The sequence below is a fragment of the Paraburkholderia sp. Ac-20340 genome, assembly GCF_017104965.1.
GTDB lineage: Bacteria > Pseudomonadota > Gammaproteobacteria > Burkholderiales > Burkholderiaceae > Paraburkholderia.
The window spans coordinates 23,495-48,407 of record NZ_JAAGPR010000035.1; the positions used below are offsets into that span (position 1 = coordinate 23,495).

20 protein-coding genes and 1 tRNA gene are annotated in these 24,913 nt (G+C 61.9%); 14 read left to right on the forward strand and 7 right to left on the reverse strand.

Annotation, left to right across the window (positions count from 1 at the left end; genetic code table 11):
• Positions 1-31: 31 nt before the first annotated feature.
• The 3 genes from G3N59_RS30350 to G3N59_RS30360 all read right to left on the reverse strand — a co-directional run bounded on the left by G3N59_RS30350 (position 32) and on the right by G3N59_RS30360 (position 4,193).
• Positions 32-1,252, reverse strand: coding sequence for a porin (locus tag G3N59_RS30350; protein WP_205986528.1), 1,221 nt, complete (start codon positions 1,250-1,252; stop codon positions 32-34).
• Positions 1,253-1,434: 182 nt separating this feature from the next.
• On the reverse strand, positions 1,435-2,892 hold the full coding sequence (locus G3N59_RS30355) for an APC family permease (protein WP_205986529.1): 1,458 nt from the start codon (positions 2,890-2,892) through the stop codon (positions 1,435-1,437).
• Positions 2,893-3,191: 299 nt separating this feature from the next.
• The gene (locus tag G3N59_RS30360; RefSeq protein ID WP_205986530.1) at positions 3,192-4,193 is read right to left on the reverse strand and encodes an AraC family transcriptional regulator; all 1,002 of its coding nucleotides are present in this window, start codon (positions 4,191-4,193) and stop codon (positions 3,192-3,194) included.
• 261 nt (positions 4,194-4,454) lie between these two features.
• Between G3N59_RS30360 and G3N59_RS30365 the strand changes: the two genes are divergently transcribed.
• From G3N59_RS30365 to crcB, 5 genes are all read left to right on the forward strand, one after another.
• Complete coding sequence (locus G3N59_RS30365; RefSeq protein ID WP_205986531.1) at positions 4,455-6,434, forward strand: primary-amine oxidase; 1,980 nt, start codon at positions 4,455-4,457, stop codon at positions 6,432-6,434.
• A gap of 25 nt (positions 6,435-6,459) precedes the next feature.
• Positions 6,460-7,368 (forward strand): hypothetical protein, encoded by a 909-nt coding sequence (locus tag G3N59_RS30370; protein ID WP_205986532.1) that lies wholly within the window; start codon positions 6,460-6,462, stop codon positions 7,366-7,368.
• A gap of 72 nt (positions 7,369-7,440) precedes the next feature.
• A complete protein-coding gene (styD, locus tag G3N59_RS30375; protein ID WP_277397951.1) occupies positions 7,441-8,880 on the forward strand; it encodes a phenylacetaldehyde dehydrogenase StyD in 1,440 nt (479 codons plus the stop codon).
• Between the two features lie 155 nt (positions 8,881-9,035).
• Positions 9,036-9,794, forward strand: coding sequence for an SDR family oxidoreductase (locus G3N59_RS30380; protein WP_205986534.1), 759 nt, complete (start codon positions 9,036-9,038; stop codon positions 9,792-9,794).
• Between the two features lie 137 nt (positions 9,795-9,931).
• Positions 9,932-10,312 carry a fluoride efflux transporter CrcB gene (crcB, locus tag G3N59_RS30385; RefSeq protein ID WP_205986535.1) on the forward strand — a complete coding sequence of 127 codons (381 nt, stop codon included), beginning with the start codon at positions 9,932-9,934 and terminating at the stop codon, positions 10,310-10,312.
• A 70-nt stretch (positions 10,313-10,382) separates the two neighbouring features.
• Here crcB and cfa read toward each other — a convergent pair whose 3' ends face one another.
• On the reverse strand, positions 10,383-11,543 hold the full coding sequence (cfa, locus tag G3N59_RS30390; RefSeq protein ID WP_205986536.1) for a cyclopropane fatty acyl phospholipid synthase: 1,161 nt from the start codon (positions 11,541-11,543) through the stop codon (positions 10,383-10,385).
• Positions 11,544-11,777: 234 nt separating this feature from the next.
• On the opposite strand from cfa, the gene G3N59_RS30395 reads away from it, so the two are divergent.
• The 3 genes from G3N59_RS30395 to G3N59_RS30405 all read left to right on the forward strand — a co-directional run bounded on the left by G3N59_RS30395 (position 11,778) and on the right by G3N59_RS30405 (position 14,337).
• Complete coding sequence (locus G3N59_RS30395; protein ID WP_205986580.1) at positions 11,778-12,194, forward strand: HIT family protein; 417 nt, start codon at positions 11,778-11,780, stop codon at positions 12,192-12,194.
• A gap of 169 nt (positions 12,195-12,363) precedes the next feature.
• Positions 12,364-12,454: transfer RNA gene (locus G3N59_RS30400), tRNA-Ser, on the forward strand.
• Positions 12,455-13,557: 1,103 nt separating this feature from the next.
• Positions 13,558-14,337, forward strand: coding sequence for a hypothetical protein (locus G3N59_RS30405; RefSeq protein ID WP_205986537.1), 780 nt, complete (start codon positions 13,558-13,560; stop codon positions 14,335-14,337).
• Between the two features lie 203 nt (positions 14,338-14,540).
• Here G3N59_RS30405 and G3N59_RS30410 read toward each other — a convergent pair whose 3' ends face one another.
• The 3 genes from G3N59_RS30410 to acs all read right to left on the reverse strand — a co-directional run bounded on the left by G3N59_RS30410 (position 14,541) and on the right by acs (position 19,016).
• Positions 14,541-16,559: a sodium:solute symporter family protein gene (locus G3N59_RS30410; RefSeq protein ID WP_205986538.1), complete on the reverse strand. Its 2,019-nt coding sequence runs from the start codon at positions 16,557-16,559 to the stop codon at positions 14,541-14,543.
• Complete coding sequence (locus tag G3N59_RS30415; protein ID WP_205986539.1) at positions 16,556-16,921, reverse strand: DUF4212 domain-containing protein; 366 nt, start codon at positions 16,919-16,921, stop codon at positions 16,556-16,558. Before G3N59_RS30415 ends, G3N59_RS30410 begins: the two co-directional genes overlap by 4 nt.
• Positions 16,922-17,033: 112 nt before the next feature.
• Positions 17,034-19,016: an acetate--CoA ligase gene (gene acs / locus G3N59_RS30420; protein ID WP_205986540.1), complete on the reverse strand. Its 1,983-nt coding sequence runs from the start codon at positions 19,014-19,016 to the stop codon at positions 17,034-17,036.
• Positions 19,017-19,337: 321 nt separating this feature from the next.
• Here acs and G3N59_RS30425 point away from each other — a divergent pair, with 321 nt between their 5' ends.
• The 6 genes from G3N59_RS30425 (at position 19,338) to G3N59_RS30450 (ending at position 24,875) form a co-directional block, all read left to right on the forward strand.
• Positions 19,338-20,231, forward strand: coding sequence for a DMT family transporter (locus G3N59_RS30425; protein ID WP_205986541.1), 894 nt, complete (start codon positions 19,338-19,340; stop codon positions 20,229-20,231).
• A 220-nt stretch (positions 20,232-20,451) separates the two neighbouring features.
• Positions 20,452-21,075: a TIGR00645 family protein gene (locus tag G3N59_RS30430; protein WP_205986542.1), complete on the forward strand. Its 624-nt coding sequence runs from the start codon at positions 20,452-20,454 to the stop codon at positions 21,073-21,075.
• A 76-nt stretch (positions 21,076-21,151) separates the two neighbouring features.
• Positions 21,152-22,675 (forward strand): fumarate hydratase, encoded by a 1,524-nt coding sequence (locus G3N59_RS30435; RefSeq protein WP_205986543.1) that lies wholly within the window; start codon positions 21,152-21,154, stop codon positions 22,673-22,675.
• A 245-nt stretch (positions 22,676-22,920) separates the two neighbouring features.
• Positions 22,921-23,400 carry a bacterioferritin gene (gene bfr / locus G3N59_RS30440; RefSeq protein WP_027817224.1) on the forward strand — a complete coding sequence of 160 codons (480 nt, stop codon included), beginning with the start codon at positions 22,921-22,923 and terminating at the stop codon, positions 23,398-23,400.
• A gap of 91 nt (positions 23,401-23,491) precedes the next feature.
• On the forward strand, positions 23,492-24,361 hold the full coding sequence (gene murI / locus G3N59_RS30445) for a glutamate racemase (RefSeq protein ID WP_346777967.1): 870 nt from the start codon (positions 23,492-23,494) through the stop codon (positions 24,359-24,361).
• A gap of 253 nt (positions 24,362-24,614) precedes the next feature.
• Positions 24,615-24,875, forward strand: coding sequence for a (2Fe-2S)-binding protein (locus G3N59_RS30450; protein WP_205986544.1), 261 nt, complete (start codon positions 24,615-24,617; stop codon positions 24,873-24,875).
• Positions 24,876-24,913: the final 38 nt, after the last annotated feature.

Sequence of the window (24,913 nt, forward strand, 5' to 3'; positions counted from 1 at the left end):
TGCCGCAGCGCAGCGAAGCCCTCCAGCGGCCTTAGAAGTTGTGGCGAATGCCCGCGACGATCGCCAGTTGCTTGTCGTTATCCGAGTTCACGAGATTCGGGATCTGCGCGAGATTACGCGTGCCACCCGAAGCGTCCAGACCCAGCCCCGCACCCGACGACTTCTGGCCGATGGCGACCGCGTAAAGCGCGGTGCGCTTCGACAGGTTGTACACCGTGCCCAGGTTGATCTGATGGACGCGCGTGGACGAACCGCCGCTCGGGTGCGCGTCGTTGAAAATATAGGCAAAGCCGAATTGCAGCGCGGGCGTGAATTGCCACATCGTATTGAGTTCGGCGATATCGAATGAGATATTCGCGCCCTGCGGTTGCGCCGTGCTGGCGAAATACTGGCTCTGCGACAGACGCGTATGCGTGTAGCTCAGCGCCACCGTGACGGTGTTGAAAACATACGAGCCGCCCGCGCCCCAGATATCGATCTTTTGCGCGTTCTGCAATTCGCAATACGAGGCGTCGGCATTCGCGCAACTGAGATCGCCGATATAACCGCTCTCACCGCCCAGCGCCGCCTGCAACGGATTATGCAATTGCAGATAGCCCGCCGAAAGCGAAAGCGGTCCGTGCGAGTAATTCGCCGCGAGCGACCAGCCGCGATTCTGCGAGAAATTGCCCGCCACGCCGCCAAGGCTGAACAAGCCGCCCAGCGTCAAGCCGCCAAAACTCGGGCTGATGTATTTCAGCGAGTTATTGAAATTGAACGCTTCGTTGAGGTTATCGACATCGCCGAAATGCGAGCCGTACAGCGTCGCCCAGTTATTGCTCGACGCGTACGCGCCCATATTGTCCGAGAACGGATCGTACTGGCGGCCGAGCGTGAGCGTGCCGTAGGTGCCGTTCGCCACACCCACCCACGCATTGCGATTGAACAGCGTGCCGCTTTGCAGCAACGCGCCGTTCTGCGTCAGGATGCTGTTTTCCAGCGTGAAATTCACCGTGGTGCCGCCGCCGATGTCCTCGCTGCCGGTCAGACCCCAGCGTGACGGCACGAGATTGCCGCCGCCCAGTTGCCAGTTCGAATGGCCGTCGGTGTGACCATCGGCGTGGGTGGTCTGCTGGTTGGTCGAATAGACGAGGCCCGCATCGACGGTGCCATACAGCGTGACGGAGGACTGGGCGTGGGCGCCCATCGTGAGAGTGGCGAGCGCGCACGAAGCCAGCGCCAGCGCCGAGCGCTTGACGAGTTGATCTGCCATATCGGTAGGTATCGTTTCGAGGTGTGGGTTCGCGGCGCGCGAAAATCACGAACGCGCGCCGCCCGCGAGGAGATTGCGGGTAAAACTATGAATAGGATTACGTATCGATTTGCGCAGAGGGCGAAACCTGCGGCCTGGGTTCTTCCCTGCCAGGCGTCCTGCTGCCCTGCCGCCCTGCTGTTTTACTGTCCGAAGCGGGCGTACACGTCCGGGCGGCTGCGCTTGAGCACATAGCCCAGTGCGATACCCGCCAATGCAACCGCCAGCACGATCCACGGGAACGAACGCACGATCGCGCTATCCGAGCCGCTGAGCGCGTCCAGATTGCCGATCAGCACGAAGCCGATCCACAGCAACCCGAAGCCGCCGAGCACCGGTGCAACCAGCGCATGCCAGAGCCGCGTGTCTTTTTTCGTCGCGCGGAAATACGCCACCACCGAAAAACTCGTGACCGCCTGCAGCATGACGATGCCGATCGTGCCCAGCGCCGAGGTGCAGCTAAAGACGATATTGAACGGATCGGCGCCTGCGACCACATAGAGCGCGACCGGCACCGCCACCGTGAGCGTCTGCAGATAGCTCGCAAGATACGGCGAGCCGTATTTCGGGTGCAGGCGGTCGAGCTTCGCGGGCAGAATGCCTTCGACCGAAAGCGCGTGGATATAGCGCACGATGGTGTTATGGAACGACAGCAGGCTCGCGAAAATGCTGGAAAGCAGCAGGAAACTCATGGTGGTCGTCATCGCGCCGCCCAGATATTTCGCGGACTGGATGAACCAGAAATCGCCCGGCTGTTTGGTGGCCACATCGGCGACATCTTTCAGGCCGTACGCGCACACGATCGCCCACGTCACGAAGGCGAAAAACACCAGGATCAGCGTGACCGACACATAGGTCGCGCGCGGCACCGTGACCTTGGGATCGCGGCATTCCTTGCCGTAAATGGCGGTGGCCTCGAAACCGATAAAGGATGCCAGCGCGAACATCACCGCAATGCCCATGTGACCGCTGAAAACGTGTTGCGGCGAGAACGGCGCGAGCGTCAGGCCGTCCGGTCCGCCGTGATGGATCACGATGGCAATCGACAGCACCAGCAGGATGCCCATTTCGAGGCACATCAGCACGCCGAGCAGACGGCTGTTGAGATCGATGCCGCGCAAGCCCGTGATCTGCACGATGACGACGCACGCTAACGAATAAACGTACCAGGGCATCGCGCTATGCAGCAGCGGCCCGAGCACGACGGTGCAAAAGAAACCGAATAGCCCGTACAGCGCGATCTGGATGCAGGTGTACGACAGCAGCGCGACAAGCGCGCCCGCCATGCCGAGCGGCCGCCCGAATCCCGCGGTGATGTACGCGTAGAACGCGCCGGCCCGCACGATATGCCGGCTCATCGATGCAAAGCCCACGCTGAACACGAGCAACACAGCGCCCGCTATCACGAAAGCGCCCGGAATGCCGGCGCCGTTGCCCAGGCTGATGGCGGGCGGCACAGCGCCCAGCATGCCGGTGAGCGGTGCGGCTGCGGAGATCACGAGAAACACGATTTGCCACAGGCCGAGCAGACTGCGCGGCGCGGCCACGCGGTCTGACTCGGCGTCGCCGACAAGGCCGGCGCTTGAATACGGTTCGTTCATCGTTGCCTCTGCTGGGGTCTGTTCTGATTGCGCCACACGACACGATGGATGAACCGTGTGCCTCAGGCGCTCGGGGACCGGATCTCGCCGATGCGTTTTCGAGATTCGATTGGAGCGCATGGTAGGCAGCTAAAAAATCGGGCGACCTGGCTGATCGCGCCAAATTTTCGATAAAGTGCGCCAATACGGCTGCGGGTTTTTACTTAACGCGATATTGGCGTGAAATTTGATTGGGATGACGAATGATTTTTTTAATCGTCGATGGCTTCGTCAAACCGACAAATTCATTACAAACGGGCCTATCCCTGCTGGCCCCAGTTTCTCGTCGCGCGCCACAGGACGGTTGCGTCCGCGTAACCCACGGCACGCGCGACAGCGGCATTGGTCATCCCGTCCTGCTCGCGCAATGTGGCGACGCTGCGCTGGCGCTCCTCGCGAATGATCTCGCGCACCGACGTGCCCGCCTCCGCCAGATGGCGCTGCAACGATCGATCCGATAAACCCAGATCGCGCGCGATATCGGCGACCACGAGCTTTTCGCGCGCGAGGCGCCGCGTCACGAGTTCGCGCACCTGATCGACGAGGTTATGCGGCACGGTATCGCGTTTGATGAGATCGGTCGCGTGGCGCTCCATCATGCGGGCCATCTGCGTATCGGCGCTCTTGAGCGGCGCGTCCAGATCGTGCGGATGCAAAACCACGCCGTTTTCAGGCTGCTGAAAACGCACCGGCACGCGAAAAATGCGTTGATAAGGCTTGAGATCGGCGGGCGCGGCGTGCTCGAAATGCACTTCCACCGGCATCCACGAAGCGCCATAAACCAGGCGAATCATGTGGCACATCGCGCTCATGCTGTATTCGGCGTCCTGACTGCGCGGCCAGATCGACGCGTGCGCAACGCGGTAACTCCACTTCGGCCAGGCGTTATCGCGCACGAGGTCCACCAGCGTGCCGCTTTGCCACGAAGCCAGCGCATCGGTGAATTTACGGATGGCGGCGCCCAGCGTAGGCGAAGACATAAAAACCAGCCCGGGCGGCCCCATTTCCGTGAGCTGCAATTCATTGCCTAAACGCAGCCCGAGCGACGGTTCGTCGAGCACCTGCGCCGCACGTTCGAAGGCGCCCACATAGCGTCCGAGCGGCACAATTTCATAAGGGTCGGAAAGCTGTCTGCGGCTCAATCCGAATTCAGCCAGTACGGCATCGCAGTCGGCGCCCGCTGCGTCCAGCGCACGCACGATGGGCCCCATCACGGCGCCGCGAATCATCGGAAAACCGTTGCTGACAGGGACTCGTTTCATGTCTCTCTCCAGTGGGCCGTCTACGCACAGGCATGCACGTCGCCTTGTTGCCGGCATGCGCGGCGGCCGCTTCTTGATGTTGGGTTCGCTCTGTCTCTGGCGCACTCTATCGCCCCTTTGGCGCGTTTTGCAAGCGCGAAAAAAATATGGCGTTTCTACGATGACGACACGACATCGCCCTTGCGGTCATGCCCTGAAACGCCACGGAGCGGCCCGCTTTTCGCCGCCGTTGCGGCCCATCGTCATCCTTACGAAACGCTTATGAACACGAATCCGAACGCGCATCCGCTCGACCCGCTGAGCCTCGCCGAAATGCAGCTCGCCTGTGACATCGTGAAGGCCGCCGAACAGTTAGACGAATACGGCCGCTTTCCCGTGACCGAATTGCACGAGCCGCCCAAGGCCGAAGTCGTGGCGTGGAAACAGGGCGATTATTTTTCGCGTTGCGCCTTTGTGATCGCCATCGATCGCACGCGCAGCCAGACCATCGAATTCGTGGTCGATCTGCGCGAAAAGAAAGTGCAGTCGCGCACGCCGCTCGCGCTGCAAAGCGCGCCGTTCGGCCAGCCGCCGGTGATGATCGAAGAGTTCATCAACGCGGAGCGCATCGTCAAGGAAGATCTCGCGTGGCGCGAGGCGATCAAGAAGCGCGGCCTGAGCGAAGCGGATCTGGTCAACGTGCAGGTCGATCCGTTTTCCGCGGGCGCCTTCGATCGTCCGGGCGAAGGGGGTCGCCGTCTGGTGCGCTGCGTGAGTTACTACCGCGAAAACGTGACGGACAACGGCTACGCGCATCCGATCGAAGGCGTGGTGGCCGTGGTCGATCTGCTCGAACAGAAAGTGATCGATCTGGTCGACGATGGCCGCATCATTCCGGTTCCCAAAGCGAAGCACAACTACGACACGCCGAGCCTGGGCGCGCCGCGCGACACCGTCAGGCCGCTGTCGATCAGCCAGCCCGAAGGCCCGAGCTTCACGATCGACGGCTGGCAGGTTGCCTGGCAGAACTGGACATTCCGCGTGGGCTTCACGCCGCGCGAAGGCCTCGTGCTGCATCAGATCACGTGGGACGACGGCAAGAGCGCGCCGCGCCCGATCGTCTATCGCGCGAGCGTGACGGAGATGTGCGTGCCCTATTCCGATCCCACCACGAACCATTACTGGAAGAGCGCGTTCGATGCGGGCGAATATGGTCTGGGCAAACTCGCCAATCAACTCGAACTGGGTTGCGATTGTCTCGGCACGATCCGCTATTTCGACATTCCTTCCGCCGACGATTTCGGCAATAGCTTCACGATGAAGAATGCCGTGTGTCTGCACGAAGAAGATTACGGCACGCTCTGGAAACACTATGAATTCCGCACCGGCGTATTCGAAATGCGCCGCTCGCGCCGCCTCGTGATTTCCTTCTTCGCCACGGTGGGCAATTACGACTACGGCTTTTACTGGTACTTCTATCAGGACGGCACGATCCAGCTCGAATGCAAACTCACCGGCATCGTGCAGACCTCGGCGGTGGCCGATGGCGGTACGTATCCGTGGGGCGGCATGATCACCGAAAACCTCGGCGGCCCCACGCATCAGCACTTCTTCAATGCGCGTCTGCATATGATGGTCGACGGCGAGAAGAACTCGGTCACGGAACACGAATTCGTGCCGCGCCCGATGGGTGGCGACAATCCCTATGGCAACGTGTTCGACACCGCGAAGCGCGTGCTCAAGACCGAACAGGAAGCGGCGCGCAATGCCAACGGTCAGACCGGTCGCTACTGGAAGGTCGTCAATCCGAATGTGAAAAATCGCGTGGGCGCGAATCCGGGCTACAAGCTCATCGTCAACGATTCGCCCTTGATGCTCGCCGATCCGGATTCGAAAGTGCGCCAGCGCGGCGGCTTCGCCACGCGCCATGTCTGGGTCACGCCATTCGACACGACGCAGCGCTACGCGAGCGGCGACTATCCGAACCAGCACGCAGGCGGCGACGGTCTGCCGCGTTATATCGAGGCGAATCGCAACATCGAAAACGAAGATATCGTGCTGTGGCACAGCTTCGGTCATACGCATGTCTGCAAGCCCGAGGACTTCCCCGTCATGCCGGTGGAGTACGCCGGTTTCATGCTCAAGCCGAATAACTTCTTCCAGGGCAATCCGGCGATGGATCTGCCGGGCGGACGCGATCCGCATAGCGTGCAGGACGGCGCGCCTGAAGCCGCGCCTTCGTGCTGCGGCAGCAAGAAGTAAGGGCAAGGCCATGTGGCGCGCAACGATGTTCTGGTGCGCAGTGACGGCGGGCGCAGCGGCGCTCGCGGCCGGCACGATGCTGGGCGCGATGCAGGCCGGCGATCGTGTCGCTGCGTTCGCCGCGAGCGCCGTTGCGCTGCTGGCGATGGCGCTTCTGCCGCCGATGTTCGCCCGCCATTCAGGTGCGCGCGCAACGATATTTACCGCGACTGCGCTCGTACTGACGATGGCGGCAATGAGCTTCGCCGCCAGCCAGGCACGCGCAGGCGCCACGCACGCCGCGTTGCCGCTTGTGCTTGCGGGCTTTGCGCTGCTGATGAGCGCTCGCAGGATCGCGCCGAAAGCACGTCAATTCGTCAGCATTGCTCGTAGAGCGGGAACGCCGAATCTGAACGGCGCGATGATCGGCGCTGCGTGGCTCGCCGGTATGTCGAGCGGCCTGCTCGCGCGCTTCCAGTTGTTTGCGCTGTGCGGTGCGGGTCCGCTTTCGCTTGCGCATCTGCTTGTGCCGCTCGGCGCCGCGATCGGTGCGGGCGCTTACCTGCAACGAATCGAGCGTCGTCACGCGCTGCTATGGCTTTTCATGCTGCGCGGCGTGCTGCTGGCATCGTTGACGCTCGATGTTTTCGCCCCCTGGGCGCCCTATGCCGCGCCTGTTTTCACGGTACTCGATGCACTGACGCTCCCCACGCTGCTTCGCAACGATCACGCCCATCATGGCGGACAAGGCCGTTGCCCCGGCATCGCCCATCACATCGGCATGGTTGCAGGCGCAACGTTCGCAACGACCACCTGGGGCTTTGGTCAGGGCTATTACGTGCTGTTTCTCGGCGCGGCCGTACTCAATCTTGTCTGTGCTTCGGCGCAGGCCACACCGCGGAAGCGGCGCGTCGCGCACTTCGACACGCGCGCCATCTCCGCCGACTTCCGCTAGCCCCACACTTCGACACATTATTCAGGAGACGCAATGGACCGCCAGGACTTCACGCATACGATCCGCACGCAGATGTTCGTCGATGGCCGCTTCTGCGCGAGCGGCAACGATCGCACCTTCGCCGTATTCAATCCGGCCACGGGCGCCGAGATCGCCCAGGTGCCCGACGCCAGCGACGCCGATATCGACGCCGCCGTGCACGCCGCGCGCCGCGCCTTTCGCGCCGACACATGGCGACGCATGCCGCCCGCCGAACGCGAGCGTCTGCTGCTCAAACTCGCCGATCTGGTGGAGCGCAACGGCGACGAACTCGCCGCGCTCGAAACGCTCAATCAGGGCAAACTGCTCGGCTTTTCGAAGCTGCTCGAAGTGGGCGGCAGCGTGCAATGGCTGCGCTATATGGCGGGCTGGGCCACCAAGATCGAAGGCAGCACCGTCGATCTCTCGCTCGCCTTTCCGCCGGGCGTGCGCTACAACGCCTCGACGCGCCGTGTGCCCGCGGGCGTGGTCGCCGCGATCGTGCCGTGGAATTTCCCCTTGCTGATGGCCGTGTGGAAGATCGCCCCGGCGCTCGCCTGCGGCTGCACCGTCGTGCTCAAACCCGCCGAGGAAACGCCGCTCACCGCCATCCGCCTGGCCGAACTCGCGCACGAAGCCGGCTTCCCGCCCGGCGTGTTCAACGTCGTCACCGGTCAGGGCGAAACGGCGGGCGCGGCGCTCGTGCGTCATCCCGGCGTCGATAAAGTCACGTTCACGGGCTCGACCGAAGTGGGCCGCATCATCGGCCGCCAGTGCGCCGACGATCTCAAGCGCGTCTCGCTCGAACTCGGCGGCAAGAGCCCGGTGATCGTGCTCGACGACTGCGATCCGCAGCGCGCGATCGCAGGCGCGGCGGGCGCGATCTTCTTCAATCACGGTCAGGTCTGCACGGCCGGCTCGCGCCTGTATGTGCCGCGCGCGCGCTTCGACGAGATCGTCGATGGCGTTGCGCAGGTCGCGCGCAACACGGTGCTCGGCTCCGGCTTCGACGCGGCGACGCAGATGGGCCCGCTCGTGTCCGCGCGCCATCGCGACAAGGTCGCCGGCATGATCGCCCAGGGCCGCGCCGAAGGCGGCGAAATCGTCGCGGGCGGCGGCAGCGCGCCACGCGCGGGCTTCTTCGTCGAGCCGACAGTGATCGCCAATGCCGCCAACAAAGCGCTCACCGTCGTGCGCGAGGAGGTTTTCGGCCCGGTGCTGGTGGCCATGCCTTACGACGACGTGGAGGAAGCCATCGCCGCCGCCAACGCTTCGGAGTACGGCCTGGGCGCGAGCGTGTGGACCAACCAGCTCGATCGCGCGCTGCGTGTGGTCGATGCCGTGGAAGCCGGCACCGTCTGGGTTAACACGCACAATATGGTCGATCCGGCCCTGCCCTTCGGCGGCTTCAAGGCGTCGGGCATCGGCCGCGAGCACGGCCGCGCGATCATCGACTCGTACACCGAGACGAAATCGGTCTGCATCGCGTACTGAAGGCGGTTTCCGCCGCATTGTTAATCGAAATGGAATGATGAAACCCGTCCCCGGGCAATGATCCGGGGCGGGATTTCCAGCATGATCGAGCCCGTTCCCGCTTTACAAGCTTCCCCAAGCGTCCCGAAGCATCCCGAACCGAACGGAGCCAGATCATGAGCACATCGACGCAATCTCTTTCCACGACGCGCGGCGTCGTCATCGTCACGGGCGCATCGCGCGGCATCGGCGCGGCGCTCGCGCTGCGGCTCGCGCGCGACGGCCACGCGGTCGTCGTCAATTACGCTTCCAGTGCGCGCGAGGCCGAAGCATTGGTCGCGCAGATCGCCAGCGAAGGCGGCCGCGCCATCGCCGTGAAGGCCAACATCGCGAAGTCCGAAGAAGTGCGCCATCTGTTCGACACCACGGTCGAAAAGCTCGGCCAACCCACGGTGCTAGTCAACAACGCGGGCGTGATGAAGCTGGCGACGATCGCCGATTCCACCGACGCGGTCTACGACGAAATGTTCGACATCAACGTGCGCGGCACGCTCAACACGATGCGCGAGGCCGCCGCAAAGCTCGCCGATGGCGGACGCGTGATCAACTTCTCGACCACGGCGCTGGCGCTCAATCTGCCGGGCTACGGCATCTATAACGCCACCAAAGGCGCGGTCGAAGCGCTCACGCGCGTGTTCGCGAAGGAATTGCGCGGGCGCAGCATCACGGTGAACGCGGTGGCGCCGGGACCGGTTGCGACCGCGTTGTTCCTCGAAGGCAAAACCGAAGAACAGATCCGCCATTTCGCGAGCCTGCCGCCGCTGGAGCGCCTCGGTCAGCCCGACGATATCGCCGCCGTGGTCTCGTTCCTGGCAGGCCCGGATAGCGGCTGGGTCGATGGCCAAACGCTGCGCGCCAACGGCGGACTCGCCTGACGCCGCCCACGTCGCTCACGCGGCGCGGCGGGAAATACGCGGTGCTACACTCCGAGGTCGAATCCCGGCTGTCTGGACGTGCGCGCAATGGCATCCAGGCGGTCCGGCTTTCATTGCACATCCAACGACCTCCGACCATGTACCTGTCCATTCTCGCCGTCGGCATTGGCGGCGCGCTCGGCTCGCTGCTGCGCTGGGTGCTCAGCCTGCGGCTGAACGCGCTGTTTCCGACGCTGCCGCTCGGCACGCTCGTATCGAACATCATCGCGGGCTATGTCATCGGCGTCGCGCTCGCGGCCTTCGCGCGCCTGCCCGATGTTTCGCCGCAGTGGCGTCTGTTCGTGATTACCGGCTGCATGGGCGGCTTGTCGACGTTCTCGACTTTTTCCGCCGAAGTCGTCGCGCATCTGCAAAACGGCCGCTTTGGCTGGGCCGCGGGCGAAATCGCGATTCACGTCTGCGCCTCGGTATTGATGACGATTCTGGGGATCGCGACCGTCGCGGCCGTGATGCGCTAATTCATCCGCGCAAATAGAAAAAGGCTGCGGCGTGTATCGCTCGCAGCCTTTTTTATGGGCTAAAACTCATTCACGGACGACGATAACCACCCGGCACGCCGTTCTTCGACAGCACGAACTGCCACAACTGGATATCGCGCGCCCGGAAAGCGCCCGCGCACGACAGCAGGTAATAACGCCACATGCGATAGAAGCGGCGCCCCATTTCCGCTTCGAAGCGCGGCCAGGCCGCTTCGAAATTCGCGTGCCAGGCCATCAGCGTGCGATCGTAATCGGCGCCGAAATTATGCAGATCTTCGGTCACGAAAAGGCCGCCGGATGCATCGGCTACCTGACCGATCGTCGGCAATTCGCCGTTGGGGAAAATGTATTTGTCGACCCACGGATCGGGCGTCGTATCGCGGCGATTCTTGCCGATCGTGTGCAGCAGGAACAGGCCTTCGTCGTCGAGACAACGATGCGCCACTTCCATATAGGTGCGGTAATTCTTGGGCCCGACGTGCTCGAACATGCCGACGCTGGCGACGCGATCGAATTTTTCGTCGAGCAGCCGGTAGTCCTGCAGACGAAATTCCACCGGCAGACCTTCGCAACGCGCGGCGCCCAGCGCGGCCTGCTCCTTCGAAATCGTCACGCCCACGCACGACACGCCGTAATGCTCCGCGGCGAATTTCATCAAGCTGCCCCAGCCGCAGCCGATATCGAGCAGACGCATGCCGGGCTTGAGCCCCAGCTTTCTGCAGATCATATCGAGCTTGGCTTCCTGCGCCTCGTCCAGCGTCTTTGCACCGCCCGCCCAGTAGCCGCACGTGTAGGTCATGCGCTTGTCGAGCATCGCTTCGTAAAACGCATTGCCGATGTCGTAGTGCTGCTGACCGACTTTCCACGCGCGGCGCGCCGTCTGCCGGTTCATCAACCGGGCCTTGAGCGAATGAAAAACGAGCCGGGCAGGATCGATCTGATCGTCGAGATGAGCGCGCAGGACGTGGGAGAAGAATTCGTCGAGTTGCTCGCAGTCCCACTGCTCGTCCATATAGGCCTCGCCGAGGCCCAGATTGCCGAGCGCCAGCACGCGTTCGGGCACGTGCGGATCGTGGATCGCCATGTCCCAAGGTCGCGGACCGTTGACGATCACATCGGCGCGTGCCAGCAGTTGGGATATGAATCGCCACGCCCCTGAGCCAGTGGCTTCGCGGGCGGATTGGGCTGCTTCGAGATCGGTCGTTGCCATACGTGGTGCTCCGTATCAGACATTCGTCGTCGCGCGCGCTGCGAGAAACACTATGATGCACCCGCTTCAAAAAACGTGCAGGAACACGGACAGCCGCCTGCATGTCTCGGCGATAATCGGGCGCTGCGGTTGCAGGGCTTGCCCAACACTTCCCTTTCAGCGCGGCCCCGATGCGTTCCGGTGCATATGCACCGGTCATGCAGAAGGATCGTCCAACAAGACCCCGAGGACTCCATGGCCTACGACGACAACAACATCTTCGCCAAGCTGCTGCGCGGCGAGATTCCCTCCATCAAACTCTGCGAAAACGACGCGGCCGTCGCGATCATGGACGTGATGCCCCAGTCCGAAGGTCACGTGCTGGTGCTGCCGAAAGAAGGCGCCGAGGAAATTTACGAGCTGTCGCCCGAAGCGCTGACTGCCGCGATGGCGATGGTGCAGAAGATGGCCGACGCGCTGCGCAGCGCGCTCAAGCCCGATGGCCTGATGATCGCGCAGTTCAACGGCGCGGCCGCCGGGCAGACCGTCCCGCACGTGCATTTCCATCTGATTCCCCGCCGCAAGGGCGAAGAACTGCGCATGCACGCGCGCGACATGGCGGACAAGGCCGAACTGGAGGCGGTCGCGGCAAGGATTCGTGCGGTGCTGTGAAGGGTTCGTGGCTGTAAAACCCGCTGTATGGCCGCTTGAAACAGGCGTGCTAACTGTCTTGCGCGCTTTTTTGGCTGACGCGTGAGCGGGCTGCAAGGCCGGCTAATCGCTTGCCCTGGCATCGACATTTCCAATCCCGCCAGGAGTCTGCTATAATGCGCGTCCCGCAGGAGAGATGGATGAGCGGTTTAAGTCGCACGCCTGGAAAGCGTGTATAGGTTAATAACCTATCCGGGGTTCGAATCCCCGTCTCTCCGCCAGAACACTGTCAAAGGCCCTGTAAATCGCCAGATTTACAGGGCCTTTGCTTTTCTAGCTCATCAGCTGTCCATCAAATCGCCCTTCTGTCGTTCGCGTCCGTCGCAAGCCGATAAATCCCACCGGCGTTCCACGCAAGCGCCAGCTATCGCAAGCGAACGGCGACGCCAAACAAAGATCGATGAGGTCCGCTCTGCGAGCGTCGCTCGCAGCATATCGCCGGAATAGCCGGTCGAACGTTGTCCGCAATCTCGCTGGAGTCGAAGCTGGTACGAGCGGGATGTCTACGCTGCGCAGAGGATACGTTCATCGACAGCCTGAACTGTCGAAGTCGAATTCACAATCGCCTTCAGTCCTTTCCATACGACCTTCCTGCCTGACCTTATTCAAGGTCTGCCGCGTCGCACGCTCACTACGCCGAAAGCAACGCGCAGCAGTTCTCAAATCGTTTTTGATATCAACCGAAAAGACTGCAGCTGCAACTGACTCGGACGACATCGAAAAATTTCAGATTTGTCTTATAAAAAAAGTGGGCATACAGATTGAATATTAATAGCGACAGATCAAACGTGCCGAGTACTGCGGACTTCGGCCTTTGAAATCTGCTCACTCAGAACCGCTACGGTCGCAATGCGTATCGGCGTAGTACTGGCAGGTGGATCAAATAGCGTCGCGATCAGGGGCGACAGCAACACAGTTTCGGGTTCAAATTCCAGCAACGTGAACGTTTGGATGAACGGGTCCGGTAACGTCGTCTCTCTGGGAACGAACACGTCGTTGACTGACTTCGGTTCAGGCGACACGACTACTGTGGTCACGGGTAGCTATGTTCAAACCTATGGCCAGAACCTGATGAGTTGGTCTAGCACCGACAACACCACGCAGATCGCGGCGATGGCGTCCTACGCCCCTGGTTCTACTGGAGGCACTTTGGCGCAAGCAACGCAAGCGGCAGGCGAGCCAATGCTGCTTACTTCGTTGCACCACTAATTTAAGTCAATTATTTTTATAAGTTTTAAATTTAAATAAAAACGGGCCGCCGAAATATTTTAAAGCACCACTTTTCGGCGGCTCATTTAACAAAAGATCACTTAAATTAAATAAAATGAATACAGGTCTCGAACGGATTTTTGTTGCAACACCAATCTACAATGATCAATGCTATGGATCGTACACATGCTCGCTTCTTGATTTACAGGCAGCGATCCTGAACTCTGGACGAGAGTTTACTTTTCAATATGTAAAAAACAACAGCATGATTTCAAGAGGAAGAAACATGTTGTTTTCCCGCTTTCTGCAGGATGAAAGGGCAACCCATCTTCTATTTGTCGATTCCGACATTGCCTTTGACGCCGCCGATGTCATGCGAATGCTCGACTTTGACCATGACATCATGGCGGCAATCTATTCGCAGAAATATATCAACTGGGACAGGGTGGCAGACGCTGCGCGAAAATATCCGGATTTGCCATCACGATTGTTGCCCTCCGTTGCGGGGGTCTATGGAACATTTCACCCACTCCCAGGCGGCGGACACGTCTCGCTCGATGAGCCCTTCCAGATCGCCTCCGCAGGTATGGGATTGATGTTGATCCGTCGAGATGTCTTTATTCAAATGATCGATGCTTACCCAGAGTTGATGGTGAGACTCTCGAGCGGTGAGGCAAATTTCTTCCAAAGCAATCCGTGCATGCCTGGAATTTTCAACGAGATGGTATCGCCAGACGGTTTCTTTCTGGGTGAGGATTTATCGTTTTGCGAGAGATGGCGTGCTATTGGAGGGAAGGTGCATGGTTGCGGCTGGTTCAAAATCCGGCATCTCGGAACGCATGAATATGCATCCGATCTCCGACAGATCGGCCAGCTCGACTTGACAGTCCTGTGAGCATTCCTGTCGCTGGATAGCGGTCTCGTGGACCAACGCAAACCATCGTACTCGTTACTTTGCCCTACAAATACAGCATCGGATAACCCAAGCGGTCCGCGACACCCGCATTCTCGCGCGTCGCGCCCTACCCACCTTGTTCCATTCAGAAAGGCCAACCCGATAACACCGCAGGTATCGTTTATCGATACCGCAATAAAACACTAAGGATGCCGAATATAATCCACTAGCGCCACGGTATATTGATCCGGCTTGCGGTCCACCAGACTCACCAGAATCGCCACCAGAAACCCGGCTGGCACGCCAAACACGCCTGAACTGATCGGCTCGATGCCAAACCATCGCGCGCCTTCAAAACCCGTAAGCTGGGTAAAGAACGGATAAGTCGAAACGATGTAATACACGCACACGGCAAGCCCCGCCACCATGCCCGCGACCGCGCCCAGCCGCGTCGTGCGCTTCCAGAACACGCCCAGCACCAGCACCGGAAATAAACTCGAAGCGGCCAGCGAAAACGCCGCGCCCACCAGAAACAGGATATTCCCGGCATTGAGCGAAGCCACCCACGAAGCGAACAAGGCCACGCCCAGCAGCAGAATCTTCGACATCGTCACGCGCCGCTGACTCGACGCATTCGGATCGACCATGTGGTAATAGACATCGTGCGAAAGCACATTCGATATCGTCAGCAGCAAGCCATCGGCGGTTGAAAGCGCGGCGGCCAGCGCACCCGACGCAATCAAGCCCGACATCACATACGGCAAGCCCGCAATTTCCGGTGCGGCCAGCACCACCATATCGGGCTGCATCTGGATATCGCTCCAATGCACGATGCCATCGCCATTCACATCGGCGACGCCAATCATATAAGGCTCGATACGCCGCCACTGCATGACCCAATGCGGCAAATCGTCGAAATGCTGCCCGACCAGGTGCGAAAGAATCTCGAACTTGATCAGCACCGCCAGCACCGGCACCGTCAAATAAAACAGCGCGACGAAAAACAGCGTCCAGCCGACCGAGCGCCGCGCCGACGCCACCGAAGTCGTCGTGTTGTAGCGCGTGAGAATATGCGGCAGGCTCGCCGTGCCCAGCGACAGACACAGCAGCAGCGACAGAAAATTGCGCTCGTGAATCTGCCGCGCTTCGTCGCTTTCGGCGGGAAAGGGTTCGTGCATCGGCACCGGCGGCGTGGCGCGCGCGAGCAGGTCGTCGCGCTGCTGCGTCCAGGCTGCACGCGCGGCTTCCGGGTCACGCGGGAAACGCGCGATCTCGTGTTCGAGCGAATCGATATCGCGCAGCGGGCCATTATGTCGACGCAGACTCACCAGCGAATCGACCAGGCGTGTCTTCTCTTCGACATACGATTGCGGCAACGCGTCGAGCCGCGATTGCCAGAGCGCCGCGCGATGACGATATTCTTCGCGCACGTTCGCTTCGGCGCCGGCATCGCGCACGTCGCGTTCGAGCGTTTCCACGCGCTGCATCACGCGGCCGTAATCGAGTTGCGGCACCCAGCCCAAACCATCTCGATGCGCAATCAACGAAACCGGAATCAGAATCGCCGCGATCAGGATGATGTATTGCGCCACCTGCGTCCACGTCACGGCGCGCATGCCGCCCAGAAACGAGCACACGAGAATGCCCGCCAGCCCGCAGAAAATGCCAATGGCGAAATCCACGCCGATAAAGCGCACGGCGATCAGCCCTACGCCCTGAATCTGCGCGACCAGATAGATGAACGAGCAGAGAATCGTCGCGAGTACGGCCAGTGCGCGCACGAGGTTGCTCGAGAAGCGCGTGCCGAGAAAATCCGCGATGGTGTAGCGCGCGAGTTTGCGCACATAAGGCGCGAGCAGAAAGGCCACGAGGCAGTAGCCGCCGGTCCAGCCCATCAGATACGCCAGGCCGTCGTAGCCGCTCGCGTAGAGCGAACCGGCGAGGCCAATGAACGAAGCCGCCGAGAGCCAGTCGGCGGCCGTCGCCATGCCGTTGAACACCGATGGCACGCGCCGCCCCGCCACGTAGTATTCGACCAGGTCCGACGTGCGCGAAAGCAGGCCGATCACGGCATACACGGCGATCGGCACGAACAGGAACACGTAGCCGATCCACATGCCCGGGCCCGTGACGCGTTCGATGCGCCACATCACGAAAACGAAGCCGAGAAAACCGAGCGTATAAAGCGCGTAGGAACGGATAAGCCGATGCGCGAGCTTCATCGTGGCGGCGCCTCGCGGGCGTCGCGGATCGCGGCTTCGGCTTCGCGCGCGGCCTGCAATTCGCGGTCGGCGCGCTGCATCAGCACGATATAGATCACCACCAGCGCCACGTAGACCAGGATCGCGCCTTGTGCGCCGAGGTAGAACGGCAGGCTGAAGCCGGCAAAGCGCACGCCGTCGAGCGCGCGCGCGAGCAGCGGCGCGACGAACGAGACCGTGAAGCCGATCGTCATCAGCACGGCGATCAGCGCGACGTTAAAGCGCCAGTAACGCCGATGCGCGAGCGCCATCGCCCGGCTGACCGGCGGCGGCTCGGGCAAGGGATTGGGATTGTTCGGCGGTTGGGTGCGTGGCGCGGCCATGCGCCTGTTTAGCAAAAAGGCGCAGACGCGGCAATTGGGAAGAGTGCGAAGGACGCCGCGAGCCTGTCGCGGCGTCCAGCTTGGACGTGAATCGTCGACTTGAAGCGTCGACTTACAGCGATTCGCCGAGCTGATCGAGAATCGCCGGGTTTTCCAGCGTGGAGACGTCCTGCGTGATCGCCTCGCCCTTCGCGAGCGAGCGCAGCAGACGGCGCATGATCTTGCCCGAACGCGTCTTCGGCAGGTTCTCGCCGAAGCGGATGTCCTTCGGCTTGGCGATCGGCCCGATCTCCTTGCCCACCCAGGCACGCAGTTCGTTGGCGAGCTTCACGGCGTCGTCGCCATGCGGGCGCGTGGCCTTGAGCACCACGAAGGCCACCACGGCTTCGCCGGTCGTATCGTCGGGACGGCCCACCACGGCGGCTTCGGCCACGAGCGGATTCGCCACCAGCGCCGACTCGATTTCCATCGTGCCCAGGCGGTGACCCGAGACGTTCAGCACGTCGTCGATACGGCCCATGATCGTGAAGTAGCCGCTTTCCTTGTCGCGCACGCTGCCGTCACCGGCCAGATACAGCTTGCCGCCGAGTTCTTCGGGGAAGTAGCCCGACTTGTAGCGCTCCGGCTGACCCCAGACATTGCGGATCATCGCGGGCCACGGACGCTTGACGACCAGAATGCCGCCCTGCCCGTTCGGCACGTCCTGGCCGGTTTCGTCGACGATCGCGGCCATGATGCCCGGCAGCGGCAGCGTGCACGAACCCGGCACGAGCGGCGTCGCGCCCGGCAGCGGCGTGATCATGTGGCCGCCGGTTTCCGTCTGCCACCAGGTATCGACGATCGGGCAACGCTTGCCGCCCACGTTTTCGTAGTACCAGATCCACGCTTCGGGATTGATCGGCTCGCCGACCGTGCCCAGAATGCGCAGCGAAGACAGGTCATAGCTCTTCGGGTGCACCTTCGCATCGGCTTCCGATGCCTTGATGAGCGAGCGGATGGCCGTAGGCGCCGTGTAGAACAGCGTGACCTTGTGCTTCTGGATCATCTCCCAGAAGCGGCCCGCGTTCGGGTACGTGGGCACGCCTTCGAACACCACCTGGGTCGCGCCGATCGTCAGCGGTCCGTAGGCGATGTAGCTATGGCCCGTGATCCAGCCGATGTCGGCCGTGCACCAGAAGACGTCGTCGGGCTTGTAGTCGAAGGTCCACTTCATGCTCTGCGCGGCCCACAGCAGATAGCCGCCCGTGCTGTGCTGCACGCCCTTCGGTTTGCCCGTCGAACCCGAGGTATACAGGATAAAGAGCGGATGCTCCGCGCCCACCGGTTCCGGCGCGCAGGTGTCGCTTTCGGCCGCCGAGACGTCGTGCATCCACAGATCGCGGCCTTCCTTCCACGCGACCTTGCCGCCCGTGCGCTGGTAGACGAACACGGTCTGCACGGCGTCGCAGCCGCCCATGGCGAGGGCTTCGTCGGCGATATTCTTCAGCGGCAGCGCCTTGCCGCCGCGCATCTGTTCGTCGGCGGTCACGAGCGCGACCGCGCCCACGTCCACCATGCGTTCGTTGAGCGACTTCGACGAGAAGCCGCCGAACACCACCGAATGCGTCGCGCCAATGCGCGCGCAGGCCTGCATCGCCACCACGCCTTCCACCGACATCGGCATATAGATGACGACGCGGTCGCCCTTCTTCACGCCGCGCTTCTTGAGCGCGTTGGCGAAGCGCGAGACGCGCGCGAGCAGGTCCTGGTAGGTAACGTTGGTGACGGTGCCGTCGTCGGCTTCGAAGACGATCGCGACGCGCTCGCCGTTACCGGCTTCGACGTGACGGTCGAGGCTGTTGTACGAAGCGTTGAGTTCGCCGTCTTCGAACCACGTGTAGAACGGTGCCTTCGACTCGTCGAGCACCTTGGTGAAGGGCTTTTGCCAGGTCAGCGTTTCGCGCGCGAGGCGCGCCCAGAAACCTTCGTAATCGCGTTCGGCTTCGGCGGCGAGCGCCTTGTAAGCCTCCATGCCGGACACCGTTGCGTTGGCCACCGTTTGCGCGGACGGCGCAAACACACGATGTTCCTGAAGAACCGATTCAATCGCAGACATCGACAACCCCTTGGTGAAGATGAAACGTCAAACTCGTGGACACGCGCAGCATCTGCGATGCCTGCGCGCGCCGTCTCCTGTGTGCCGCCGCGCCCTCTGTGGCCTGAGCGCGGGCGGCGAGCTTTCCTGTGATCTTTAGCGACGCGTTCGCGAGCGGCTGCGTTGGCGCGTTGCGTCCAGGCGCTTGTCTCGAACGCATCCTCGAACGCATCTTTCGAAGATTAAGCGCTGCAACTTACCCGCTACTTACGCAGGCGCGCGATAGCGACCTCTTAAACGGCCATTTAGAATGCTAACTGATCTGAGCGCCAGGATTCCAGCTTGAACCGTCATTCACTTTTTCTCGTCGCCGCCATGCTGCTCGTGGGCAGCAATGTCGGCATCGGCAAAACGATCGTTGCGTTTTTACCCGTTGATCTGTTTGCGTTGCTGCGCTTCGTGATCGCGCTCGCGGTGCTCTGGCCCCTGCTGCGCGTCGCCCGCATGCGCCGCGTGAAGCGCGGGGAATGGCTCAATCTGTTCCTGCAGGCGCTCTTCGGTACATTCGGGTTTACGCTGCTGATGCTCGGCGGCGTGCATCGCACCAGCGCCGTGGCCGCAGGCGTCATCACCAGCACGATTCCGGCCATCGTCGCGCTGTTCTCGTGGCTGTTTCTGCGCGAGCGGCCCGATGCCCGTGCGTTCGCATCGATCGCGCTCGCCATTGCGGGCATCGCCGTGATCAATCTGGCGCATGTCGATGCGAGCGCCGCCAATCCCGGCTCGTTCGCGGGCAACCTGATGGTGCTGGGCGCCGTGTGCTGCGAATCGCTTTACGTGATCCTCTCGCGCCGTCTCACGCAGACGCTGGCGCCGCTCGAAATCTGCGCGTACACGCATCTGTTCGGCTTTCTGCTGATGCTGCCGGTGGGTCTGCACGCCGCGTTCTCGTTCGACTATGCGAGCGTGCCCGCCGGCATCTGGGGCCTCGTGCTCTGGTACGGGCTGTCGGCCAGTGTGTTCTCTTTCGTGTTGTGGATGATGGGCATCCGTCACGTGCCGGGCAGTATCGCGGGGGTCTTCACGGCTGTGCTGCCGGTGGCGGCCGCGCTCTACGGCATGGTGTTCCTGGGCGAGCGCCCCACGCCCGCGCACGGCATCGCGCTCGCCTGCGTGATTGCCGGCATCGCACTGGCGAGTTTCAAGACCCGACGCGTGCCGCCCGTCGCCTCCTGACAAGGCTCGCGCGGCATCGGCGCCACGCGTGTAATGACCCTGAAAGATTCGCTGCCCTCATCGCGGCGAAGTGTCGCGCCGACGCGTTACAATAGCGCCCGCCCGGCCCCAGAGGCGCGGCGGCGCGATCGGCGAGAGCCTGCATCAAGACAGCAGACTCGGCGCGGCGCGCGCGGCGCCCCGTGGACCCCGCCCGATTTCCGCCCTACGTGAAACGCCCATGTCCGCCGCACGCCCCAAGTCGTCCGCCGCGAAGTCTGCTGCCCTGTCCCGCCGCCGTATGGGTCTGCTGCCCAGCGTCATCTTCATGAGCCGCTGGCTCCAGGTGCCGCTCTACCTGGGGCTGATCGTCGGCCAGACGGTCTATTGCGTGCTGTTCATCAAGGAAGTCTGGCATCTCGTCAGCCACGCGATGTCGCTCGACGAAACCAGCATCATGCTGGCCGTGCTCGGTCTGATCGACGTGGTGATGATTTCCAACCTGCTCATCATGGTCATTGTGGGCGGCTACGAGACCTTCGTTTCGCGCATGGGCCTCGAAGGCCATCCCGACGAGCCCGAATGGCTCGACCACGTGAACGCCGGCGTGCTGAAGGTCAAGCTCGCGATGGCGCTGATCAGCATTTCGTCGATTCATCTGCTGAAAACCTTCATCAACCCGGACGCCGTTTCCGAGCGCACCGTGATCTGGCAAGTGGCCATTCACATCGCGTTCCTGCTCTCCGCGCTGGTGATGGCCTGGATCGACCGCATCACCACGCATACGCATCCCGAGCATTATCACGATCTCGCCGCGCGTCATCCGGCGCCCGCGCCAGTGCGCGAGGTCGCGGAAACCGAATAAAGCCGATGCAAACCGGCGTCTGGTCAAAATAAAAAATTCCACAATTCGAATCACCCCGTCCCCATAGAAGCTAGCCATGACCGTCATCAAGCAGGAAGACCTGATCCAGAGCATTGCGGATTCGCTCCAGTACATCAGCTACTACCATCCGCAGGACTACATCGAGGCGCTGGGTCGCGCCTATGAGCTCGAGGAAAGCCCGGCCGCGAAGGACGCGATCGCGCAGATCCTCACCAACAGCCGCATGTGCGCCGAAGGTAAGCGCCCGATCTGCCAGGACACCGGCATCGTCACGATCTTCGTGAAGGTCGGCATGGATGTGCGTTGGGACGGCGCGACGATGGGCGTCACCGACATGATCAACGAAGGCGTGCGCCGCGGTTATCTGAACCCGGACAACGTCCTGCGCGCATCGATCGTGTCGCCGCCCGAAGGCGCTCGCAAGAACACGAAAGACAACACGCCGGCCGTGATCCACTACGAGATCGTGCCGGGCGACAAGGTCGATGTTCAGGTTGCAGCCAAGGGCGGCGGCTCGGAAAACAAGTCGAAGTTCGTCATGCTCAACCCGTCCGACTCGATCGTCGACTGGGTGCTCAAGACCGTGCCGACGATGGGCGCAGGCTGGTGCCCGCCGGGCATGCTCGGCATCGGCATCGGCGGCACCGCTGAAAAGGCGATGCTGATGGCGAAGGAATCGCTGATGGAGTCCATCGACATTCAGGACATCATCAAGCGCGGCCCGCAGGACTGGATCGAAGAACTGCGCGTCGAACTGCACGAGAAGGTCAACGCGCTCGGTATCGGCGCGCAAGGTCTGGGCGGTCTCGCCACGGTGCTCGACGTCAAGATCATGGCGACGGCCACGCACGCCGCCTCGAAGCCGGTCGCGATGATCCCGAACTGCGCCGCCACGCGCCACGCGCACTTCGTGCTCGACGGCTCGGGCCCGGCGAAGCTGGAAGCACCGTCGCTCGACGCATGGCCGAAGGTCAACTGGGAACCGAACACGGAAACCAGCAAGCGCGTCGACCTGAACACGCTCACGCCGGAAGAAGTCGCTTCGTGGACGCCGGGCCAGACGCTGCTGCTCTCGGGCAAGATGCTCACGGGCCGCGACGCCGCGCACAAGCGTATCGCCGACATGCTGGCGAAGGGCGAAAAGCTGCCGGTGGACTTCAAGAACCGCGTGATCTATTACGTCGGCCCGGTCGATCCGGTGCGCGACGAAGTGGTCGGCCCGGCAGGCCCCACCACCGCGACCCGCATGGACAAGTTCACCGAACTGATGCTCTCGCAAACGGGCCTCATTTCGATGGTGGGCAAGGCCGAGCGCGGCCCGGTCGCCATCGAAGCCATCCAGAAGCACAAGGCGGCTTACCTGATGGCCGTGGGCGGCGCGGCTTACCTCGTGTCGAAGGCGATCCGCGGCTCGAAGGTCGTGGCGTTCGAAGACCTCGGCATGGAAGCCATCTACGAGTTCGACGTTCAGGACATGCCGGTGACGGTGGCCGTCGATTCGTCGGGTACGTCGGTGCACAAGACGGGCCCCGCCGAATGGCAGGCAAAGATCGGCAAGATTCCGGTCGCGACGGCTTGATCGCTTGATTCGCAATCTGCGAGATAATCGGCGCTCAATAGAAACGCCGAAATAGAAAAACCGGGGCCCAGCGCCCCGGTTTTTTTTGGGTAACACGAAACGTACTGAGACTAATTCTCAGCACGCTGCAAATAATCGCATTTGGCTGCAATTTGACGCAGATTGCACCTTGGCTTTTGTGTATTGAGCGTTTATTGTTCCACCCAGTGTTAAAACCTGCACGCCCCCACAAGGAAGGAAAAACTATGCAAGGCGACAAGAAAGTCATCGAATATCTGAACGCGCAGCTCAAGAACGAACTGACCGCGATTAACCAGTACTTCCTGCACGCCCGTATGTACAAGCATTGGGGCCTCGAAAAACTCGGCAAGCACGAATATGACGAGTCGATCGGCGAAATGCGTCACGCCGACTGGCTCATCGAACGTATTTTCATGCTCGACGGTCTGCCTAATCTGCAAGACCTGCACAAGCTGCTGATCGGCGAAGAAACCCAGGAAGTGCTCGAATGCGATCTGAAGCTCGAGTACATTTCCCAGGGCACCTGCAAGGAAGCCATCGCTTATTGCGAATCGGTGCGCGATTTCGTTTCGCGTGAAATCTTCACGAAGATTCTCGACGACACCGAAGAGCACATCGACTGGCTCGAAACGCAGATCGACCTGATCGGCAAGGTCGGCATCCAGAATTACCAGCAGACCATGATGGGTTCGGTAGAATCCTGATTCTGATTGCGCTACGGCCGCATCCGCGCGCTTGCGGATGCGGCCTGCGGCGCAAGCGCTTCCCCGTATTTTTTCCCGCTTCCCGACTCACGTGAATCATCCGGCTCCTGTCAGCGCTGCGCCTGGCGCCCCCATCGGCATCTTCGATTCCGGTCTGGGCGGCCTGTCGGTGCTGCGCGCCGTGCGTGCGCATCTGGGTCAGGAACCGGTGATCTACGTGGCCGATTCGCGCTATGCGCCCTACGGCCAGCGCGACGACGATTTCATCGCCGACCGCACGCTCGCGATCGGCGAATGGCTCGTGGCGCAGGGCGCGAAGGCGCTGGTGGTGGCCTGCAACACGGCCACGGCGCAGTCGATCGAATTCGTGCGCGCGCGCCTGCCGATCCCGCTCGTGGGCGTGGAGCCCGGCGTGAAGCCGGCGGCGGCGCTGTCGAAATCGCGCGTAGCGGGCGTGCTCGCCACTCAGGTGACGCTGCGCAGCGCGCGCTTCCAGGCGCTGGTCGAGCGCCACGCCAACGACCTGCGCGTGCTGAGCCAGCCGGGCCACGGTCTGGTTGAAGCGGTCGAGCGTTGCGATATCGGCTCGCCTGAACTGGTCGCGCTGCTGCGCGGCTACGTCCAGCCGATGCTCGATGCCGGCGCGGACACTCTCGTGCTCGGCTGCACGCACTACCCGTTTCTGGATGCGGCGATCCGCTCGATCGTCGGCGAACGCATGACGCTGGTGGATACGAGCGTGGCCATCGCGCGCCAGCTCGAACGCGTGCTCGACCAGCACGGTTTGCGCTCGGCCACGGCTTCCAGCGAAAGCGGCGGCGCCAGCGTGCGCCTGTGTTCGACCAGCGACGGCGCACATCTGCGCGCGCTCGCATCGGCGTTGCTTGCCATCGAAGCGCCCGTGGAGTGCGTCCAGATCCCCTCGCGCCGCACCCGCGAACTGGAAGCCAACGCGGCCTGAGCGGGCAACTGAGCGGAGCAAAATCGCGCGCATCGATGCGTGCGTTCTGACCCCACGCTTACATCCATCTTTCGGCATCTGGCCCTCTTCCTGCGGCCATCCGGCACTTTCTTCGCCAAGCTCGCCGCGCTCTGATCCAGAGCAAAATCCCTGCTAAGCATCCGGTTTTGTTACAAAAATTCTGTCTGCATGCTTGCCAAACGGGACAAACATAATGATAATAATTCGCATTAACTCACTCTCGCGCTCCATCATGATTGTCTGCGTGTGCAAGTCCGTCTCCGACCGTACGATTCGTGCTTCCATTGCGGAAGGCATGGACTCTTTCGACGAGCTTCAATTCGAGCTCGGCGTCGCGACCTGCTGCGGCAAGTGCGAGGAGTCCGTGCGCGACGTGCTGGCGCAAAGCGGCGTGTGCGCCAGCCGCTGCGGCGTGACGCATCACCACAGCCTGCCGGTCGTGGCCGTGCCGCATGTCGTGCCGATGACGTTTTACGAGCGCAAGGCCGCCTGATTTTCGTGATGCGCGTTTCCAGCCTGCAAAAACGCGCA

What these genes read in the sequence shown, in the direction of transcription:
- G3N59_RS30350 (WP_205986528.1), bottom strand. Translation starts at nt 1,252, where the DNA reads ATGGCAGATCAACTCGTCAAGCGCTCGGCGCTGGCGCTGGCTTCGTGC.
- G3N59_RS30355 (WP_205986529.1), bottom strand. Translation starts at nt 2,892, where the DNA reads ATGAACGAACCGTATTCAAGCGCCGGCCTTGTCGGCGACGCCGAGTCA.
- G3N59_RS30360 (WP_205986530.1), bottom strand. Translation starts at nt 4,193, where the DNA reads ATGAAACGAGTCCCTGTCAGCAACGGTTTTCCGATGATTCGCGGCGCC.
- G3N59_RS30365 (WP_205986531.1), top strand. Translation starts at nt 4,455, where the DNA reads ATGAACACGAATCCGAACGCGCATCCGCTCGACCCGCTGAGCCTCGCC.
- G3N59_RS30370 (WP_205986532.1), top strand. Translation starts at nt 6,460, where the DNA reads ATGTTCTGGTGCGCAGTGACGGCGGGCGCAGCGGCGCTCGCGGCCGGC.
- styD (WP_277397951.1), top strand. Translation starts at nt 7,441, where the DNA reads ATGTTCGTCGATGGCCGCTTCTGCGCGAGCGGCAACGATCGCACCTTC.
- G3N59_RS30380 (WP_205986534.1), top strand. Translation starts at nt 9,036, where the DNA reads ATGAGCACATCGACGCAATCTCTTTCCACGACGCGCGGCGTCGTCATC.
- crcB (WP_205986535.1), top strand. Translation starts at nt 9,932, where the DNA reads ATGTACCTGTCCATTCTCGCCGTCGGCATTGGCGGCGCGCTCGGCTCG.
- cfa (WP_205986536.1), bottom strand. Translation starts at nt 11,543, where the DNA reads ATGGCAACGACCGATCTCGAAGCAGCCCAATCCGCCCGCGAAGCCACT.
- G3N59_RS30395 (WP_205986580.1), top strand. Translation starts at nt 11,778, where the DNA reads ATGGCCTACGACGACAACAACATCTTCGCCAAGCTGCTGCGCGGCGAG.
- G3N59_RS30405 (WP_205986537.1), top strand. Translation starts at nt 13,558, where the DNA reads ATGAATACAGGTCTCGAACGGATTTTTGTTGCAACACCAATCTACAAT.
- G3N59_RS30410 (WP_205986538.1), bottom strand. Translation starts at nt 16,559, where the DNA reads ATGAAGCTCGCGCATCGGCTTATCCGTTCCTACGCGCTTTATACGCTC.
- G3N59_RS30415 (WP_205986539.1), bottom strand. Translation starts at nt 16,921, where the DNA reads ATGGCCGCGCCACGCACCCAACCGCCGAACAATCCCAATCCCTTGCCC.
- acs (WP_205986540.1), bottom strand. Translation starts at nt 19,016, where the DNA reads ATGTCTGCGATTGAATCGGTTCTTCAGGAACATCGTGTGTTTGCGCCG.
- G3N59_RS30430 (WP_205986542.1), top strand. Translation starts at nt 20,452, where the DNA reads ATGTCCGCCGCACGCCCCAAGTCGTCCGCCGCGAAGTCTGCTGCCCTG.
- G3N59_RS30435 (WP_205986543.1), top strand. Translation starts at nt 21,152, where the DNA reads ATGACCGTCATCAAGCAGGAAGACCTGATCCAGAGCATTGCGGATTCG.
- bfr (WP_027817224.1), top strand. Translation starts at nt 22,921, where the DNA reads ATGCAAGGCGACAAGAAAGTCATCGAATATCTGAACGCGCAGCTCAAG.
- G3N59_RS30450 (WP_205986544.1), top strand. Translation starts at nt 24,615, where the DNA reads ATGATTGTCTGCGTGTGCAAGTCCGTCTCCGACCGTACGATTCGTGCT.